Below are 19745 nucleotides of genomic sequence, written 5' to 3'. Positions count from 1 at the left end.
TAAATATCTTTACTTGGTTGATATTAATAACCCAAACGAACCGATTACGCACCTTAAGACAATAAGTGATGCCATATGATACAGAAAACCTCCATCACCTCGTCTAAAGCCACGACTGCCACGTTATTATTTACCACCCTAGCTCTCATCGCATTCGCGGCAAACTCTGTTTTAGGCCGATTAGCACTCACCAGCGAACACATTGATCCATACAGCTTTACGATTATTCGTTTAAGTTCTGGTGCGATTATGTTGTGGTTAGTGTTAAAGGCTCGCTCTCGCTTATCTTTTTCTTCACACACTAAAGCACAAGGAAGTTGGTTATCAGCATTCATGCTATTTCTCTATGCTTGTACTTTTTCTATTGCCTACCTTTCACTCGATACCGGCATTGGTGCACTAATTCTATTCGGCGCCGTACAAATCAGCATGATCTTATATTCATTTTTTACTGGTTCGAAATTAAAGAAGACTGAATTTCTAGGAATCGGGTTAGCATTTTCGGGCTTCTTATATCTAGTGTTACCAAACTTAACCACTCCGTCTTTAAGCGGATTTATATTGATGTCGATAGCAGGTATTGCTTGGGCTGGATATACAATTAGGGGAAAACAGTGCGACGATCCATTATGTGATACAACGGGTAATTTTATCCGAACCTTACCTTTCACTTTATTATTATTGACCGCTTTTTTATTCACCCCTTCTCAACCCACTTTACAAGGCATATTACTGGCTATTGCATCTGGCGCCTTAACCTCTGGTTTGGGATATTCACTATGGTACGTGGCACTTAGAGGTTTATCCGCCACTCAAGCAGGTGTAGTACAACTATTGGTTCCGGTCATCGCAGCATTCGGTGGTGCTATATTTATCGCAGAACCGATCACGCTGCCATTCATTCTCGCCTCAATGATGATTCTTGGCGGCATTTTCCTTGTGATTTTACAAAGCAAAAAACACCATAACGATATTAATAAAAAATAATGCAAGTGGTTATTTTAAATAGAAAACCTAAATATTGTGAACTTTGTTGTTTAATTTTGTATACAATGTAGTATAGTGAATTCATCAGTTATTAACGTTTACGTATCATTTCCCCTCTCGTTTTATGAAGGATCACAATACATGAGCAAGAAACACGCTTATTACTCACCAGAAGGTGGGTTACCACCTCAAACTCAATTACTTTCAGACCGCGCAGTACTAACAGAAGCTTACGCCATTATTCCCAAGCGAGTCATGACCGATATCGTTACAAGCTTTCTGCCATTTTGGGAAAACATGCGCATGTGGGTTATCGCCCGCCCATTGAGCGGATTCTCTGAAACCTTTTCGCAATATATTGTAGAGATCTCCCCTGAAGGTGGTTCTGACAAACCAGAGCTTGATCCTAATGCTGAAGGTGTTTTATTTGTTGTTGCCGGTGAAATGGACATTACGATTGAAGGCAAGGCACATCATATGACTGAAGGCGGCTATGCATTCTTGCCACCGGGTTGTAAATGGACGGTTCATAATAATAATGACCAACCAGTGCGTTTCCATTGGATCCGTAAAGCTTACCAATTTGTTGACGGTCTTGAATTACCGGAAGCGTTCGTTACTAATGAAAATGATCTTGCACCAATCGCAATGCCGGATACAGATGAAGGCTGGGCAACCACTCGCTTTGTTGATTCTACCGATATGCGCCATGATATGCATGTTAATATCGTGACATTCCAGCCAGGTACTGTGATCCCATTTGATGAAACGCATGTAATGGAACATGGTTTATATGTTCTACAAGGCAAAGCGGTGTACCACTTGAACCAAGACTGGGTTGAAGTTGAAGCCGGTGATTTCATGTGGCTGCGTGCATTCTGCCCACAATCTTGTTACGCAGGTGGCCCTGGTCCATTCCGTTATCTTTTATATAAAGATGTGAATCGCCATATGCCATTTATTCGTCCGCGCAACTAATGTGATTCTCATTTAATTGAAATTAATCGTAAAAAAACCGAGCTTATAACTCGGTTTTTTATTCTTTGAGTTTAAACATTTAGGCTTGTGAATGGCATAATACCGCTTGTTTAAGCTGATCAGGAGATTGCCAAGTATAAGTATGACAAGGCACTTTAGTACCACATGGCGCATTCCATACCATATCTTTACTGTCCGTAGCCCCGACGGATAAATAAAAGTTTATTGCTGCTTGGTTAGCTTTTAATACTTCTAAATACATACCCAAACTAGAAAAATGTTTATTCGCCCAAGTTGCGGCTTCTGCCATCAACTGCTTACCAAACCCTTTCCCTCGAAAGCCAGACGCAACATGCAAGTTGTCAATAATGGTACCGTAATCAAAACTATGGTTACCATATAAGCAAATAAAACCACAAAGCTGATCATTATCTTCCAATAGCAAAATACCTTGGTTCAATGAAGGATGGATTAAGCGGGTTTGCCAAATCGCTTTTCGTTCATCAAGTAGTTGATTCTGTAAATAATCATCATCTAAAATACCAGCATAAGCTTGCTGCCAATTTGCAGTGTGCAATGCTGCAATTTGGGCATAATCATTGAATTCAGCTTCCCTTATTTTCATCAGACATCCCTTCCTTAATGCTATCAACAGAGTCAAATTCCATCGACCAAGATTGCTATATTTTTATATTAATTAAATGAATAAAAACTCAATATCAAGTCTTACTGTATAATAAAACCAAAGAAAGTTACGACTGTTTTTCAACTTAATTTCAATATGATATGCTAAATTTTAACTTATTGACTAAAATGAAATATTATTCAGAACTAAAACAACAAAACCAATGGGAATAACCATTGGCTTTGTTAGATATTCAGTACTAATTATCTCAGTTCAGGTTAACTACGCTTAGGTTGAACGTATGTTTTACCTGCCGCTTGATAAGTATCTTTCATTTTCACTTCAAATAAAATTTCAAAGAACCAAGCTACAAAGCGGATAACATCATCCCCTTCGTTCATAATATGTTCAACGTATTCTTGCTCTACACCTTGCTCATCTTTCTCAGTAGTCACATGATAAATACGACTTTCACCATCAACATCAGCCAGCGCAAACTGGCCAGATAAAGACTTAGCGGCTTCCGAGACATCAGCATCGCTATTCATCTGTAGAAATTTCAAGATTTGAGGTACAGCGTCAAGTGTGCACAACGTTTTTACTAATGTTTCAAATTCATCTTGTTGCATAGTTTGATTACTCTTTTATAAATTGGATTAGATTTACTAACGATAAAGACTAGAAAACCAAATGTGCGACCGCGACAATAACAGGCAAGGTAATTAAAGTCCGTAAAATAAAGATAATAAACAGTTCCCATAGTGCCACTGGAATTTTACTGCCTAACAATAATGCACCGACTTCTGACATATATATAAGCTGAGTCACCGACATAGCCGCAATGATAAAACGAGTCATATCACTGTGAATCGGAGCGGCAAGAATCGCGGGAATGAACATATCAGCAAAGCCCACCACAATGGTTTGCGATGCTTCAACGGCTTCTGGCACACCAAGTAATTTCAAATAAGGAATAAATGGTTGGCCTAAAATAGAAAATACAGAGGTATGTTCAGCAATAATCAAAGCAAGTGTCCCTAGCGCCATTACGACTGGTAACACGCCAAACACCATATCAATCGCATTACGCACACCTTCACCTAGCACACTTTTAAAAGACGGTACGTTATGGGCCTTTCTTAATGCGAGTGTCATGCCCCAAGTATAGTTAGTATGTCCTTCTGGTAAATCATCAGCTTTACGATCAGGTACACTGCCATCAACAAAAACGTCTTTCTTCCAACGTAGTGGTGGAATACGAGGCAAAATAATCGCTGCGACAAATCCGGCTAAACATACCGCCGCGTAAAATGGCAGAAATAAATACTCCAAACCAACTTGCGCAATAACGACCAAACTAAAGGTAATAGATACAGCAGAAAAGGTGGTTCCTACAATGGCCGCTTCACGTTGCGTATAAAATTTATCTTCATACTGTTTACTGGTCAGTAAGATGCCAACCGAACCGTCACCCAACCAAGATGCCATACAATCAATCGCAGAGCGGCCCGGTAAGTTGAAAATTGGTCTCATCACTTTACTTAATAAAGTGCCAAATAGTTCTAGCAGACCAAAATTAAGTAAAAGCGGTAATAACATTCCAGCAAAAATGAACACGCAAAATAATGTTGGCAATAAACCATTTAATACCATGCCACCGGTATTCTCTTCCCAAATAAATTCAGGCCCAAGCTGGCTATGACTCATCACCGCAGCCAATCCGCCCAATAAGCGTACGATCAACCAAATTGGACTTGGGTTCATTAAACTGTTTAAGAAAGGATTATTCTGAACGAACTTGGGTTTAACCACTTGGCAAGCTAACGTCGCCACCGACATAAATGCGATCACCAGTGTCACTATATCAACAATATGATTCGCCAGAAGCGCTTGCATCGATTTGGCTAAAACGGCAACAGGAATGGTATATGAGTCTTGATATTGAATCGGAGCCATAAACAAAAACAAACCAATCAATGATGGAATGAGGAACATTAAATAGGTTTTTGTTGGGTACGACTTATAACTTAGAGGATGATCGCCGACAGTTGATTCAACTAAAGATGGATCTTCTAGCGTTTCTGAGGTCTTATTCATTATGCTCTCAAATGACAATGCTTAAATATTGCGCAATCCATCGCATAACTATTCACTATCTATCCGTGATTTATTCACTGGCGGCAAGAATACCGATATTTGAGTCAAAGTGGAATACTCGACACCAAGAAAAACACGAATAATGACGATAGTGGTTGCTGCTTGCTTGTAAAAGCCTCAGAATAGCGCATTCAAAAAATGGTAGACTGATCTTTAATACTTTCGGCTTACCATGCATGCCTTTCAAAGCCACATCGGCTATCTATTAATTACTGAGACCACTATATGAGTTTTTCCTCTTTGGGACTTTCTGCACCTCTACTAAAAGCAGTAGAAGAGCAGGGCTATAACACACCTTCACCAATTCAAGCAAAAGCAATTCCAGCGGTTATCGAAGGCAAGGATGTCATGGCTGCAGCCCAAACAGGAACTGGTAAAACAGCGGGTTTTACTCTTCCAATTCTAGAACGCTTACTTGGTGGTGAGCGTGTTCGTCCGAATCAGGTGCGTACTTTAATCTTAACTCCAACTCGTGAACTTGCCGCTCAAGTACATAAGAATGTGGAACAATACAGCCGACATACTCGCCTGACTTCTGCTGTGGTATTTGGTGGTGTTAAAATTAACCCTCAAATGATGAAACTGCGTCAAGGTGTCGATGTATTAGTAGCAACACCTGGCCGTTTGCTTGATTTATACAACCAAAATGCCGTACGTTTCTCACAACTTGAAGTACTTGTACTTGATGAAGCGGATCGCATGTTGGATATGGGCTTTATTCGCGATATTCGTAAAATTTTGAGTTTCTTACCCGCTAAACGCCAGAATCTTCTGTTTTCAGCGACGTTTTCTGATGATATTCGTAATCTAGCTAAAGGCTTAGTCAATAATCCTGTTGAGATTTCAGTTAATCCTGCGAACCAAACTGCCACTACGGTTGAGCAATCCATCTACCCTGCGGATCAAAAACAAAAATCACCGATGCTATTAAAACTGATCGAAGATAACGATTGGCAACAAGTGTTGGTCTTTAGCAAAACTAAGCATGGTGCGAATCGTTTGAGCCGTTTCTTAGATGAAAGAGGCATTACATCTGCCGCTATTCACGGCAACAAGAGCCAAGGTGCACGTACTAAAGCATTAGAAAACTTCAAAACAGGTGAAGTTCGAGTATTAGTCGCAACCGATATCGCCGCTCGCGGTATCGATATTGCTCAACTGCCTCAAGTAGTAAACTTCGATTTACCTCATGTATCTGAAGATTATGTTCACCGTATTGGCCGTACTGGTCGTGCTGGCGCAACTGGTAAAGCGATTTCTTTAGTCTGCATCGACGAAGTACATGATTTGTTTTCGATTGAGCGTTTAATCAAGCAAGTGTTACCGCGCATGGAACTCGAAGGCTTCAAAGTCGTCAATACACTGCCTGCATCGAATCTAGATATGCGTCCGATGAAGCCGAAAAAACCGAAAAAACCGAAGGCTCATAACGACGGACAACGCTCGAGTGATAATGCCCGTGGGCACAAACCTGTCAGCAAAAACCGTCGTCATACTGGTGCAGCTAAACCAGCAACAGCCAGTAATGATGGAGCGCAAGCGTCAGGCCCACGTTCAGATGCACCTCGCGCTCGCCCAAGCAATACAAGCTCAAGTGCAACTCGCCCGAATAGCTCAGGCGCAGCAAATGGAGCAAAGCCAGCAGCCCCACGACGTAACCCAAAAAATAATGGCAGTAACTTTAAATCTAACTAGTTGCTAATGTTCGATTTAATATAAAAATAAGCGTTCTCATCACTAACGGCTCAACTAAATGTGAGAGATCGCTTACGCTTACTGTGCGAAAAAACGTTTTAAATATTTATATGCATACAATAAAACCCATTAAATAACTGTTATTTAATGGGTTTTTTATACCCCCTATTTATCATCTAATTCTTAATTCTATTTATCGTCTTGTGGCAATATCAAAATCAAGTAATCTTAACTTTGTCGAAAGGAAGCAATCTTGTTAACGGAAAACAAACCGTAATAAAAGGATTGAACTTACTAACAGATAAGATTAATGGATAAACTTTTGTTGGCAGGAGCCTATAAACAAAAGTACGGTGGCTAGGGTTGGCGACCGGCAGGATGCAGGACAATGAACGGATATAACTAAGTTGCAGGACGTAACTTAAAATGGATTTATGTATACCTCAAGATTGAGGAAAGGACACCGCTCAGGGAACAAGTGATTGAATGCTATTCAGGAAGATTAGTTTATATGGAATAAATTGGACACCGCTAGGATGCGAGATAATGGATAAGCTTAGGACAAGCAAACTATCACGGATTTGATGCATGGAGCATGAAAAGTAGCCGGATTGCTGCGAGTAAGACATTAACCCCCGATATTCAAATGTCGGGGGTTTTTCTTATTTTTACCAAGCTAGAAATGATTTCGTTATTGTCGGTATTTATGTAAAAGATCAAACGGAATATGACAATAATCATTAGGGTGTAAAGTCAATCGATCTTGATGCTCATCATCACTTTTTACATAATTTGATAGTGTCATGACTTCTACCACAATTTTATCTGCATCATCACGTTTAGCTATGTATCGTTCAACAATCAGTAAGGTCGTATCGTCACTGCTATAAACCCCAGTTCGGTACTTTTCACCTACATCTTCCCCTTGCTGATTAAGACTATAAGGGTCAATGATTTCAAAAAAGTAATCCATCAACTGGTGAATAGAAACTTGGTTCGGATCAAACTGAGTTCGGACGCATTCCGCATAACCATCGTAATCCCCTTGCGTATCATGATTCTGCCCATTGGCTCGGCCCGCTTCTGTCATCAAAACACCAGGTAAATGACGCATAAACTCCTGAACACCCCACAAGCAGCCACCCGCAAAAAATATTTCGTTCATTATTTTACTCTGATCCTTACACCTATATTTTCTTCATTATAACCGTCACGGATCCCATTGAAACCCCTCCAAGTAACAATAGGTGAACGCCATGGCTTATGCTACAATTTGCGCCCTTTGTATTTGTGATAACTTGACTGGTGTATATATGAGCCAAAATGATGAAAAACAACAACTAAACAACCGACTCGATAAATGCCGTCATAAGTTAGAAGCGGCACAAAAACGTGCAGATAAAGCAATGATTTTTCAATTTGAAACTGAAATCAAGCAAATCAGCAAAAAGCTAGCGCAGATGAATCACAAAGATAGCTTTGATCTGAACAAAGAGCGTAAAGCATTATTGGCAATGCCGTTTATTCGCGAGCTGACTAAAGCAGAACAAGCCGATCAAGGTAGTTTAAAGAAATCAGTAAAAGGCTTAATTATTGTTCACCCTATTACTAAAATTGGTAAGCAATTGAATTTAGAAGTCATGACGGGCTTTTCTCCGATCAAGTTCTAATGTCTGCATAATCTAATATATCGACATTGAACGTTTTCTTAAAAAGATGATACTTTTCCAAGTTATCATCTTTTTTATTACCTATTTTCTTAGATATTCATTAACTCAAACAAAGTAGACATCATGAATAAAAGCCTTATTACTAACCTCATTTCTTTAATACTGCTTGCTATTGGTTATGTAACTCAGCAAACCACCATTCTTTATGCTGGTTTATTTGCATTTTCTGGTGCTATCACCAACTGGTTAGCAGTGCACATGTTATTTGAGAAAGTACCCGGTTTATATGGCTCTGGTATTATACCTGCGCGTTTTGAAGAATTTAAAGCGGCCATTAAACACTTAATGATGACGCAATTTTTCACTCAGCGTAATATTGAGAACTTTGTTAGTGGTGAGATGTCTCAGGGTAAAGGCCTAGATCTTCAACCGATTATTGAGAAAATCGATTTAGCCCCTACTTTTGATTCATTGACTGAGGTTATTGTAAACTCATCATTTGGTGGAATGCTGGCAATGTTTGGTGGGGCGGAAGCTCTACAGCCACTCAAGCAACCATTTATTGAAAAAATGCAGCAATCTATTATTGAACTTAGTCACAGTGAACAAATACAACAAGCCGTTCAGCAGCAACTGCACAGTCAATCCATGTTGGGTGACATTAACTCTAAAATTGAAACTATTATCGACCAAAGACTTAATGAGCTAACGCCTAAAATGGTGAAAGAAATGGTACAAGTCATGATTAAGCAGCATTTGGGATGGCTTGTCGTTTGGGGTGGTGTGTTTGGTGGGCTTATCGGCGTATTATCAGCATTCGTCAATTATCTATAATAGATTTATCATTTAGTAGGGATCAACATGGTTAATTTCAACAACCCACTCGGAACACCTATTGAGTATGAATATGTCGGTTTTTGGGCTCGCGTTGGAGCCAGCCTAGTCGATACTGTTCTTTATTCTTGCCTATTACTTTTATTGCCTCTTGGCAGTATGTTCAATAATGTTGAAAGTTACTCGGTCGAAAATGACATGGGAAGTTTTCATTCATTTAGTACATCTTGGTCAAGTATTTTACCGCAAGGTACATTATGGAGTTATCTACCTCTGCTGATCATTACCGTTTTGTTTTGGCGTTACCGTTCTGCCACACCGGGGAAAATGTTAATCAAAGCTCAAGTGGTCGATGCAAAAACGGGTTTACCACTAACGACCCCGCAATCCATTATTCGCTATTTAGGGTATTTTGTTTCAACCTTTCTATTTTTATTAGGTTTTCTTTGGGTGGCATTTGATAGTAAAAAACAAGGCTTTCACGACAAACTAGCTGGCAGTGTTGTGATTCGGCCTAAAAGTAATACCTTTCAACCTGATTGGTCGAATAAATAAATTTATAACATCGCGTTAAACAACAAGGCCGAACAGAAATTATTATCTGTTCGGCCTTGTTATTTTTAGTTCACTAGTAAACCAGTCTTTTTTCTTTCTTGGAAACTTAGGTGCTTGCAGGTACTAATCTACTTTCTTTCCCCACCTAAACATACACACTTCATTATCTATACTTGGTTTTGAAGGAACATTAAAAGCGAGCAATAGTGAAACAGCCGCCATTGTTGCGCCAATATAAAATACCGCCGCGGGAGACTGGAGCCACAGTAAACCAAAACTAACTGGAATAATGACCGCTGCAATATGATTAATGGTAAATGATACGCCCGCCGTTGATGCCATATCTTTTGGATCCGCTATCTTTTGAAAGTATGTTTTTACCGCTAATGCTAAAGCAAAGAATAAATGATCAATAACATACAAACCGGCCGCTAAATGCGCATTATGAACCAACGCATAGCCAACAAAGACTAAGATCAAGCCAACATATTCAAAGATCAACGCTTTACGCTCACCGACCACACCAATGAAGCGGCCAATTTTTTTAGCGAATACGAAATTAAACACATAATTGACTAAAAATAATAACGTAATATCTGCAGCTGAATAGTGAAATTTCTCAACCATCAAAAAGCCCGCAAATACGGTAAAAATCTGACGACGCGCACCGCTCATAAACGTTAAAGCGTAATATAACCAATAACGTTTGCGTAAGACTAAATTCTTATTTTGAATGGTTGTCGATTCAAATTGAGGAAACGCAACCGCCATAAATACAGTAACCGCCAATGCAACACTGCCGGTGATCAAATAAACATGCCAGTAATTTAATTTTAATACCTCTAGCATGCTCCACAGAGCACCATAAGTAAGGAGTGAAGCTAGCGCACCAACTGCAATTAATTTTCCTAAAAATTCTGGTGCTTCTTCTTTTGATAACCACTGTAGGGACAAGGATTGCTTTAAGGTTTCAAAGTAATGGAAACCAGTAGACATCAATAATGTCGTCAGCAATAAACCCAATATCGATGGGAAAAAACCCGTAACAGCAACGCCAACAGAGAGCATGGCTAATGCAACGATCATAAACTTCTGTTCGCGAATAAATAGCAGCACAAAGACAACCGTAAACGCTAGAAAGCCCGGAATTTCACGCACGCTTTGCAACAAACCAATATCGGCACCAGTGAACGCCGCTTTTTCAATGACAAAGTTATTCAGCAGCGCTTGCCAGCTAGCAAAAGCAATCGGGACGACAATCGAAACCAATAACAAAAAAGTTTGCGGGTTTTGCCAGCTATATTTATGTTTTATATCGGTGTGATGCTGTAATGCTTTATCTGACTTAGCTTGCGACTCTAAAGGAGGAGTAGTTAAAGGTGGGGTTGTTAAATTATCCATTTTCAATCCATTTAAAATGAAAAAGGCAAGTGAGATTAATCCAATCACTTGCCTTATGTTTATGATCTAACTCGACTTATTTTCGGCCGACTTATCTTCCTGTTTTGCTATCTCTTTTGCTTGTTTAAATTCTTCATCTATTTGTTTTACATTCGCATTAAACGCGGCTTTATCTTTCTTAGAAATAGATGTCGCCATAGGAATTTTCGCCGTTAAAAAATTCACTGGATGATTACGAATGATGAACTCATAATGCAAGTGAGGACCAGTTACCCGTCCAGTAGCCCCCGATTTAGCAATCAATTGTCCACGGTGTACTGCTTGCCCTTTACGCACTAACATTTTACTCAAGTGTAAATAACGAGTCGAATAGGTCGTACTATGTTGGATAGATATATATTTACCTGCATATGGATGATTAGTAGTCATAGTCACAATCCCATCCCCCGTCGCAAATACATCGGTACCACTAGGTGCAGCAATATCCGTACCATTATGTGGAGCTAAACGGTGCGTGACAGGATGCAACCGGTGAGGATCAAATGGTGAACTAATACGATAATGTATTTTGGTTGGCCACCGTAAAAATGCACGTTGTAAACTGTCACCGTGTTTATCGTAATATTGACCATCCGTATGCAAATACGCGCTGATCACATTACCCCTATTATAAATTCTAATCGCATCAATCTCACGATTGCCACTGGCAATTCCATCTATGAATTGACGTTTTTGCAAAATTTCAAACTTATCTCCAGCGCGCAAATCACGCCCAAAGTTAAGTTTATCTTTTAAAATTTGAGTAATATTGGCAATTTCACGACCTGACACACCCACTTTATAAACTGAGGTTGAAAAGCTGCCTTGAATTTCACCCACCAATGGGTAAGTCTTCCATTCACCCTCAAGGGTAATCTCATCAAAGGTATAACTCGCATCATCGTTACGAGTAAACTCCACTTTATCAGCGATGGTAAATTCCACTTCTAATTTAGTGAGATGCTTTTGATCTTCATCCATCCAAATTTTTAATGTGTTACCCGGTCGTAATGTATCTAACGTTAAATGGTTTTGGTCGGTATCCATAACGCTGAGCATGTCGCCATATGGCACACCTAAACGAACAAAAATGCTACTTAAATTATCCCCATCTTGAATCTGATAAGCGAATAGAGGTGGATTTTCTAGTGGTCGAATAGGTTTAGTTTTAGCCACCGCTTCTTGCTCTTTGATTAAAACTTTATCCATATCCATATCAACTGATTTCCGTCCATCACTGGTCCCCGAAAAAATGGCATATAAGATCCAAAGAACAACCAAACCGATGGTAATTTGAACCATGCGAGGAAATAAAGGATGTTTACGTAATTGTGATAATCGTTGTTTAGGCATAATTCTGTGTGTTTATAATTTATCGTGTTTATAATTCATCACCTTAATAATAAAATAAGGCAGAAAATTGAAAAAAATCGGCAGGAACAAGCCTGTAAAATGCGCCTGAATTCACCAAGTATGACCAACTAAGACAACTTAGGCGGAAAGAGTTCAAAAACGCAGGCCGAAATGTAACTTAATTTTACAAAAAAAGCGAACGCATTCACTCTTATCGGGTAACCTATAAAGTAATAAAAACCATCGTTAAACCTCAGCTTAACGACGGTTATTCTATTGCCAGAGACGGATAAACTAGCTGACTAATTCGACATCTGACTTCGGAATGCAGCAACACGCAAGCACTTTACCTTCATCAATTTCGCCAGGGAATAAAGCTGGCATGTCAGGCTGATCAACCTTGCCAGATTCTAATGTCATTTTACACGTCCCACAAAAACCAGATCGGCAACTATTAGCAACCGAGACACCTGCTTTTTCAGCTTGCTCTAATAAGGTTGACTGGTTATCACCTTCAAATAAATTACCATCAATACTAATCATAATGGTTTTTACAGGCTCAGCTTCAACCACATCCTCACTGGTATCTTGGTAGAGCTCTTTTTCTTTGGTTTCGAGTACTTCAACCACATCGCCCGTACGGATCATTCCTTCATTTTTAGCGATCACATTTTGGCCAAAATAAATACCACCATCGTCATCAGAACGAAAAGTGGATAATGTTTTAAGCGGTTCATTTTGCTCACTGCGCATGGCGGTTTTAGGATTCACCGTAGTAAGTACACAACGCATACAAGATTTAACGATTTCAAATTCGACTTCACCAATACGAATACGTTTCCACCCATCCTCAGCAAAAGCTTTCGTATCTGACACCACAATATTAGGTCTAAACTGAGCCATGCTGTGTTGCACTGTGCTTCCTTTATTTAGACAACGTTGATTTAGTTCATCAAGAGAGGCTTGGCTTATCAATAACAATGGATATCCATCCGCAAAGCTCACATTGGTTTGAATTTTTTCTCGCTGACGATTCGATTGCTCACCCGTAAACAATAATTGTACTTTTTTACCAATAATAAAACTAAACCATTGATTAGCTTCTTCTGACGTCGCATAAGCTTGAAACTCATCGCCCCATACTTGACACGTCACCTCTGTCATTAAGCAATCGGTAAATTTAATATGCAATGGTTTTGCTTCTGGGTAGGTTAGTACTAAACCATTGGATTGCAGAGCTGATTTTACTCGCACCATTTGATTATTTTCACGAGCTGTGATCATCCTGCCATTCATATCGGCCACCATAAAACGACGGTCAAAGCTCAAGCCTTGTTTTTCAACCCAAGATGACGACAGTTCAATCCCAGTGATTGACTTAACTGGATAAACATTAATTTGAGAGAGTAAAGCGGGAGTATATTCACCTAGACCATCTTTCTTATCAAAACCAAGTGTAGCTTCAATCTTAGCGAGTTTTCTTTCCAATTCAGACGTACTCATTACCGCTCCAATGCTTTTTTATTTTGTTGATTGAATATTAGCAGAAATCCCTATAAAAGATCAGGTGAAAATTAGGGGCATTTCCTCTATGATTCGCTCTAAACGAAAGCGTTTGCGTACGACTTTGCCCATAAACATTCAACATCAGAAATTAGCTCATAAATAAAGGTGGAAATTCATGACAACCCTAACCATTACCCGTCCTGACGATTGGCATGTTCATTTACGCGATGGCGATGCATTAGCCAATACCGTAAAAGATATCAGCCGTTACAATGGTCGAGCGTTGATCATGCCCAATACGGTTCCACCCGTGACCAATTTAGACATGGCGCTTGAATACCGTAAACGCATTATGGAGTATAACCAAAACCATGCATTTGAGCCGTTGATGGCACTGTATTTAACCGATAACACTACCGCTGAGGATGTTCGCACCGCACACGCTTCTGGCAAAGTGGTTGCGTGTAAACTCTACCCTGCCGGTGCTACCACAAACTCTGATTCTGGTGTGACCTCGGCACAAAAAATCTACCCTGTTTTAGAAGCGATGGCTGAAATTGGCATGTTATTGCTTATTCATGGGGAAGTGACAACTCACGATGTGGATATTTTTGATCGTGAAGAAATATTCTTAAGTACGGTTCTTGCACCGATCGTCAATGATTTCCCACATTTAAAAATCGTGTTAGAGCATATTACCACTAGCAACGCCGTTGAATTCGTTAAAAATGCGGGCGATAACGTGGCAGCAACGATTACTGCGCACCACTTATTATTCAATCGTAATCACATGCTAGTAGGCGGTATCCGTCCTCACTTTTATTGCTTACCAATTTTGAAGCGTGGTTCACACCAACAAGCTTTAATAGAAGCAGCCACCAGCGGTAACAAAAAATTCTTCATCGGTACCGATTCTGCACCTCACGCTCAAGGCAAAAAAGAAACCTCTTGTGGTTGTGCCGGGTCTTATACCGCGCACGCTTCGATTGAACTTTACGCCGAAGTATTTGATAAAGAGGGCAAGCTTGAGAATCTAGAAGCGTTTGCTAGTCATAATGGTCCTGATTTCTATAATATCGCGCGTAATAGCGACACCATCACCATTGAAAAATCATCATGGTCAGTGCCTGCAACGATGCCTTTTGGCGACGATGTTGTAGTTCCAATCCGAGCCAATGAACAGATTGAATGGTTGGTAAAATAAAAACGATTTCGTGATGTTTTATCACTAACAGAATATTGATATAAAAAGCTCGGGGATTGGAATCAGTCCATACCCGATCTTTTTATTTATCATCATAAGTAAAATCAGCGTTGATTTATTGAGGTATTAAATTAAACGATAAGATCCGATAAGGTATTTATTCCATTTCATCAAAACGCGCAACCACATACTCGACAAACAACCGCACTCGCATTGGCAAGTTATCGCGATCACGGTACAACATAAATAACGTTCTAACCTTGCTGCGCCACTCTGGTAATACTCTGCTCAATTCATTATTTTCTATCATTGGATGCGCAAAATAGTCTGGGATATAACCGATACCTAGACCTTTTTTAACGCCATGGGTCAACATCTGAATTTCATCCACTTCTAATCGGATACCGTTAGTAGCTTGGAAATCATATTCTTGCTTAGTTTCTACATTTACTAACTGCCAAATAGACATAGGATGGCAGATGATCACAGGCTTACCGCACAAATCCGTCGGATGCGTTATTGCTGCGGTGTCATAGTTGGGACATGCGCACAAAATAAAATGGATATCCTTTAATGGCCGAGCAATCCAATTGTCCACAACTGGATTTCCCACTCGAAAAACCACATCCATGCCTTCTTCTTCGATATCAATTAGCGTATTAGAAAAATGCAAATCAAGTTGAATATCCGGATATTGCAATAAAAAATCATAAAAAATCTCACGTAAAAACTGAGAGCCAGCATTGATTGGGGCACTAATACGAATTTTACCTTTTGCTTGGTATTTTTCACTGTGTAAGTCTTCACCAATATCACTCAGCTCATCAAATAAATCATTCGCCCGCTGGAAATACAACTCTCCTGTATGCGTGAGTGATACTCGGTGTGCATCTCGGTTTAGTAACCTAAGTTGCAAGTCTTGTTCCAATTGACGAATACGGCGGCTCAGAGTGGAAAGTGGCATAGATAAACTTTCCGCTGCGGCTTTAAAACTTTTTAGACGTGCTACAGTACAAAAATAATGTAGATCATCAAGTGAATAGTTAGATTTCATATATAGGATTTACCATCTTATTTTTGCTTGTTTATCTAATTATTGAAACTAATACACTAGTGACAAGTTTTTAACAAGTTAGATGGAATAATATGAATTTATCAACCACCACCAAAGCCGCGCTACTTTTGGTTCTGTGTGCTTTTTTTTGGGGAAGCACTTTCCCTCTCGGTAAAAATGCCTTAAATGAAGTGCATGCTTTTACGTTAGTCTTTTGGCGCTTTACGATTGCAGCAATTTGTCTAGCTATATATATAAAAATGATTCGTAGTCCCAAAATCATGTTAACAACTAAACAATGGATTTGGGCTGTGGCGGTGAGCGCCGTTGGGGTTGGAGGCTTAAATCTCGGCCTATTTACAGGGCTAACTTATACCAGCGCTGCCAATGGTTCCCTCATTATGGCGCTCAGTCCATTGATGACATCACTGATCGCTTGTGTTGCAAAACGTACTCTGCCAACAGGTGCGCAATGTTTTAGTTTATTGGTCAGTTTATCGGGTGTCATGCTCGTGATCACTAATGGACACCTAGAAACATTACTGAATATGCAGCTTAATCATGGTGATAAACTTATTTTTACCGGAATGCTCGCGTGGAGTTTATACACTTATTGCAGCCAGGGGATCAGCCGTTGGATGCCAGTGATCCCATACACCTTTATCGGCATGGTCAGCGGTGCGGTAGTGATTGGGATTATGTGTTTGATGACTCCTGAAATTCACCCTTTTGATGAATTCATGAATAGCTCAACCGTAGGTATGACCGAGATAATTTACATCGGACTCTTTGGCACCGTCGCAGGTTATTTATTATGGTTAAACGGTGTGCGTCAGCTAGGCTCAGCCAATGCCTCACTATTCTTTAATTTTGTACCTGTATTTGCTTTGTTTACTTCATTGATAATGGGACAAAGCGTGACCCAATTACAACTCGTCGGGGTTGCTGTCGTTATCGCGGGTTTATTATTGCCTCGCTTAATTACCTTAAAGCCTCGTCCAACAGAAACGTAATCCATCAATATTCGCTAGGTGTTAAGCTTATGACACCTAGCTATTAAAGACTTTTTTGATATACATGTGTGGTTTTCGTCTTGATAAAATCCAAAGCTTGATAGAAATCATGCGATTCTTCCCGCGCAATATTTGATCTTACCATCAAACACTTTAATCCTTGTTGTTGAGCCCAATGTTGAGCTGCAAGCACTAATCCTTTTCCAACCCCTAATCGACGAGCAAGTGAACTTACCACAAGTCCCGTAATTTCAGCTTTAAAACCAGTTTCGAGTGACAATCGCTTTTCTACTACCAACCAACCTAAGACTTGCTCCGGAGTAGAAGCTAATAGCACGCAATAATGATCAAAATGTTGCATATTTGATAACCAAAGCTGAGTTTCAGATTCAGTAGTTTCATAACCTAATGTTTTTGTTAACTCAGAGATGGAAGCTGAATCTTTTATGCTAGCTTCAACAATAGAGTACTTCATCGCGATTACCTTATGATTTAACTCTGTTTAAGTTTAAGCCTGTGTGACAAAATATTGCAGCCATTTTGTTTATTATGCGAACTTCAATAGAAAAAAACCAACCCAAAGGCTGGCTTTATTATTTTTAGGCCATCAATATTATAGATTAATCAAAGCCCTGCTCTTTCGCCATTTTCATTGCAATTTGTGGCGCATTCCACAATGAAGGCAATAAAATAAACGATACCGGCACCGCCGTGATCACAATGAATGATTGCAACGCCGAGATCCCACCTTCACCAAGTGAAATCAAAATGATCGCGGTCACGCCCATCATAACTCCCCAAAAGGTTCGAATAACCGCGTTAGGTTCTGTTTCTCCGCTGATCACAACACTGATGGTATAAGTCATCGAGTCACCCGTTGTCACAATAAATACCGTCGTCAGTACAATAAATAAAATCGACACTAAGGTTGGCATTGGAAATTGTTGAGTAATCGCAAATAATGCACCAGGCAGATTGAAGCCTTCAAATGCCGAACTAATACTACCCGGATTAGCTATCTCAAATGCTAATCCGCTACCACCGATAATAGTGAACCAAAAACACGTCACTAATGGTGCCACTAGACTTATGGTACAAATCAGTTCACGAATAGAACGACCACGAGAAATACGAGCAATGAAAATAGCCATCATAGGGCCATAGCCTAAAAACCATCCCCAGAAAAATACTGTCCAACCACTTAACCACCCTTCATCACCACGATAAGTCGCCATAGGAATGAAATTATCAATCATTGTTCCAACGCCTTGAATATAGCCATTGAAAATGAAGTTAGTAGGGCCAAAGATTAAAATGTAAATCATTAACCCAGCCGCTAAAATAACATTATAACGACTGATCATTTGCATTCCGCGATTTAGACCACTTAATGCAGAAAGGGTATATAAAACAATAGCAAACAATACGATAATCATCTGTGTAATGAAGCCATTAGGCACATTAAACAACTCATTTAAAGCATAACTAATTTGCAAACCAAGGAAACCAATTGGGCCAATTGTGCCTGCGGCGACCGCAATGATACAGCAAGCATCAATCAAGGCTCCAGTATGTCCATTAAGCGCTCTTTCACCTAAAACTGGGTAAAGCAAAATTCGAGGTTTTAGAGGTAAGCCTTTATCGTAATGAAGGTGCATCACCACAATTGTCGTTAAACTACCCACAATCGCCCACGCTAAAAACCCCCAATGCATAAAGGATTGAGAAAGCGCATTAATCGCTCTTTGTTGAATATCATCGGTGGCAGCATAAATTGGAGGTGCGCTAACAAAGTGCGCGATCGGCTCAGCCGCAGCCCAAAAGACGCCGCCGCCAGCAAGTAGAGTACAAAAAAGAATCGACATCCAACGAAAATTAGGCAGTTCTGGTGTATCAATACCACCAAGGATTACACGGCCAGTACGTCCGACGGCTAAAGCAAGTCCAATAAGAAAAGTAAGTAATAAAAGAACTTGCCAAAAAGGACCAAAGACTTCTACTGACCAAGCAAAGCCAATATTAACTAAGCTGGATAGCACTTGACCATCGAATAAGGCAAGTACGACAAAAAGGGCAATAAAACCACCGCTATACCAAAGTGCGGGATTGGTAAGACCTAATTTATCAGATGTGGATGAAGCGGTTTCTTGTAATTGAGAATTAGATGATTGTGAAGATGTATCTAGGGAGTTGGTTAAATCAGACATTCTGACTCCAATTTTCTCTGCATGGCACGTACCATAACAAAGATGTATTTACACCTGCTGTCATCCCTTCCAAACAGGTCGCGTATCACTTAAAACAGATTCAGTCATCTACCATACAAAAATAGATGACGAAAATAACCAGTCATAAGTTTAGCCGACGTAGGGTAAAGGTTTATAGAATAACGTCAACCCAATAAGCCATTATTTATTTAAATGCCGAATAAACATTCGAAATCCGCCTCTTATGTTATTGAAATGTCAGAATAACTAAAAAACCGATTGCATCTACAAACTGGTGTAATTTTTTGCCTGTCTGATAGTAACTTTCCGAGTCACCATTGAATTATCACAATATGTCAGTGTGAATTATATAAATTCTCCTACAGTTGTTTTGCGCGAGAACTTAAGTAGATCGCAGGGGTAATTGCTATCCATACAATAAGTAAAAACAATATTTTAGGGATGAT

18 protein-coding genes are annotated in these 19745 nt (G+C 39.7%); 8 read left to right on the top strand and 10 right to left on the bottom strand.

Annotation, left to right across the window (positions count from 1 at the left end; translation table 11 throughout):
* Window positions 1–75: 75 nt before the first annotated feature.
* The gene (locus tag HC725_RS02760; RefSeq protein ID WP_190330235.1) at window positions 76–987 is read left to right on the top strand and encodes a DMT family transporter; all 912 of its coding nucleotides are present in this window, start codon (window positions 76–78) and stop codon (window positions 985–987) included.
* A 141-nt stretch (window positions 988–1128) separates the two neighbouring features.
* The gene (locus HC725_RS02755) at window positions 1129–1965 is read left to right on the top strand and encodes a bifunctional allantoicase/(S)-ureidoglycine aminohydrolase (RefSeq protein WP_190330234.1); all 837 of its coding nucleotides are present in this window, start codon (window positions 1129–1131) and stop codon (window positions 1963–1965) included.
* A 79-nt stretch (window positions 1966–2044) separates the two neighbouring features.
* Here HC725_RS02755 and HC725_RS02750 read toward each other — a convergent pair whose 3' ends face one another.
* The 3 genes from HC725_RS02750 to HC725_RS02740 form a co-directional block, all read right to left on the bottom strand.
* A complete protein-coding gene (locus HC725_RS02750; protein ID WP_190330233.1) occupies window positions 2045–2590 on the bottom strand; it encodes a GNAT family N-acetyltransferase in 546 nt (181 codons plus the stop codon).
* Between the two features lie 278 nt (window positions 2591–2868).
* Window positions 2869–3219, bottom strand: coding sequence for a hypothetical protein (locus HC725_RS02745; protein ID WP_190330232.1), 351 nt, complete (start codon window positions 3217–3219; stop codon window positions 2869–2871).
* Window positions 3220–3268: 49 nt separating this feature from the next.
* Entirely contained in the window at window positions 3269–4585 is a 1317-nt protein-coding gene (locus HC725_RS02740; protein WP_238928408.1) for a YjiH family protein, read from the bottom strand.
* Between the two features lie 387 nt (window positions 4586–4972).
* Between HC725_RS02740 and HC725_RS02735 the strand changes: the two genes are divergently transcribed.
* The gene (locus HC725_RS02735) at window positions 4973–6442 is read left to right on the top strand and encodes a DEAD/DEAH box helicase (RefSeq protein WP_190330230.1); all 1470 of its coding nucleotides are present in this window, start codon (window positions 4973–4975) and stop codon (window positions 6440–6442) included.
* A gap of 691 nt (window positions 6443–7133) precedes the next feature.
* Here the strand turns inward: HC725_RS02735 and HC725_RS02730 are convergent.
* On the bottom strand, window positions 7134–7607 hold the full coding sequence (locus HC725_RS02730; RefSeq protein WP_190330229.1) for a peptide-methionine (S)-S-oxide reductase: 474 nt from the start codon (window positions 7605–7607) through the stop codon (window positions 7134–7136).
* Window positions 7608–7755: 148 nt separating this feature from the next.
* Here HC725_RS02730 and HC725_RS02725 point away from each other — a divergent pair, with 148 nt between their 5' ends.
* The 3 genes from HC725_RS02725 to HC725_RS02715 all read left to right on the top strand — a co-directional run bounded on the left by HC725_RS02725 (window position 7756) and on the right by HC725_RS02715 (window position 9501).
* Window positions 7756–8112, top strand: a complete 357-nt coding sequence (locus tag HC725_RS02725) for a YibL family ribosome-associated protein (protein WP_190330228.1) — start codon at window positions 7756–7758, stop codon at window positions 8110–8112.
* 123 nt (window positions 8113–8235) lie between these two features.
* Window positions 8236–8946 carry a DUF445 family protein gene (locus HC725_RS02720; protein ID WP_190330227.1) on the top strand — a complete coding sequence of 237 codons (711 nt, stop codon included), beginning with the start codon at window positions 8236–8238 and terminating at the stop codon, window positions 8944–8946.
* A 27-nt stretch (window positions 8947–8973) separates the two neighbouring features.
* Window positions 8974–9501, top strand: a complete 528-nt coding sequence (locus HC725_RS02715) for an RDD family protein (RefSeq protein WP_190330226.1) — start codon at window positions 8974–8976, stop codon at window positions 9499–9501.
* Window positions 9502–9624: 123 nt separating this feature from the next.
* Here the strand turns inward: HC725_RS02715 and HC725_RS02710 are convergent, their stop codons facing one another.
* The 3 genes from HC725_RS02710 to HC725_RS02700 all read right to left on the bottom strand — a co-directional run bounded on the left by HC725_RS02710 (window position 9625) and on the right by HC725_RS02700 (window position 13797).
* Complete coding sequence (locus HC725_RS02710; RefSeq protein ID WP_190330225.1) at window positions 9625–10902, bottom strand: MFS transporter; 1278 nt, start codon at window positions 10900–10902, stop codon at window positions 9625–9627.
* 66 nt (window positions 10903–10968) lie between these two features.
* Window positions 10969–12243: a peptidoglycan DD-metalloendopeptidase family protein gene (locus HC725_RS02705; protein ID WP_446751345.1), complete on the bottom strand. Its 1275-nt coding sequence runs from the start codon at window positions 12241–12243 to the stop codon at window positions 10969–10971.
* 345 nt (window positions 12244–12588) lie between these two features.
* Window positions 12589–13797, bottom strand: a complete 1209-nt coding sequence (locus HC725_RS02700) for a YcbX family protein (RefSeq protein ID WP_190330223.1) — start codon at window positions 13795–13797, stop codon at window positions 12589–12591.
* A 178-nt stretch (window positions 13798–13975) separates the two neighbouring features.
* Here HC725_RS02700 and pyrC point away from each other — a divergent pair, with 178 nt between their 5' ends.
* Window positions 13976–15004, top strand: coding sequence for a dihydroorotase (gene pyrC, locus HC725_RS02695; RefSeq protein ID WP_190330222.1), 1029 nt, complete (start codon window positions 13976–13978; stop codon window positions 15002–15004).
* A gap of 157 nt (window positions 15005–15161) precedes the next feature.
* Here pyrC and HC725_RS02690 read toward each other — a convergent pair whose 3' ends face one another.
* Window positions 15162–16058 carry a LysR family transcriptional regulator gene (locus HC725_RS02690; protein ID WP_190330221.1) on the bottom strand — a complete coding sequence of 299 codons (897 nt, stop codon included), beginning with the start codon at window positions 16056–16058 and terminating at the stop codon, window positions 15162–15164.
* 92 nt (window positions 16059–16150) lie between these two features.
* Between HC725_RS02690 and HC725_RS02685 the strand changes: the two genes are divergently transcribed.
* A complete protein-coding gene (locus HC725_RS02685; protein ID WP_190330220.1) occupies window positions 16151–17071 on the top strand; it encodes a DMT family transporter in 921 nt (306 codons plus the stop codon).
* A 43-nt stretch (window positions 17072–17114) separates the two neighbouring features.
* On the opposite strand, the gene HC725_RS02680 is transcribed toward HC725_RS02685, so the two are convergent.
* Window positions 17115–17546 carry a GNAT family N-acetyltransferase gene (locus tag HC725_RS02680; RefSeq protein ID WP_190330219.1) on the bottom strand — a complete coding sequence of 144 codons (432 nt, stop codon included), beginning with the start codon at window positions 17544–17546 and terminating at the stop codon, window positions 17115–17117.
* 145 nt (window positions 17547–17691) lie between these two features.
* A complete protein-coding gene (locus HC725_RS02675; protein WP_190330218.1) occupies window positions 17692–19278 on the bottom strand; it encodes a BCCT family transporter in 1587 nt (528 codons plus the stop codon).
* Window positions 19279–19745 lie beyond the last annotated feature (467 nt).

The sequence above is a fragment of the Vibrio sp. S17_S38 genome (assembly GCF_014694375.1).
GTDB lineage: Bacteria > Pseudomonadota > Gammaproteobacteria > Enterobacterales > Vibrionaceae > Vibrio.
This window is presented reverse-complemented; position numbering and strand designations above follow the sequence as displayed.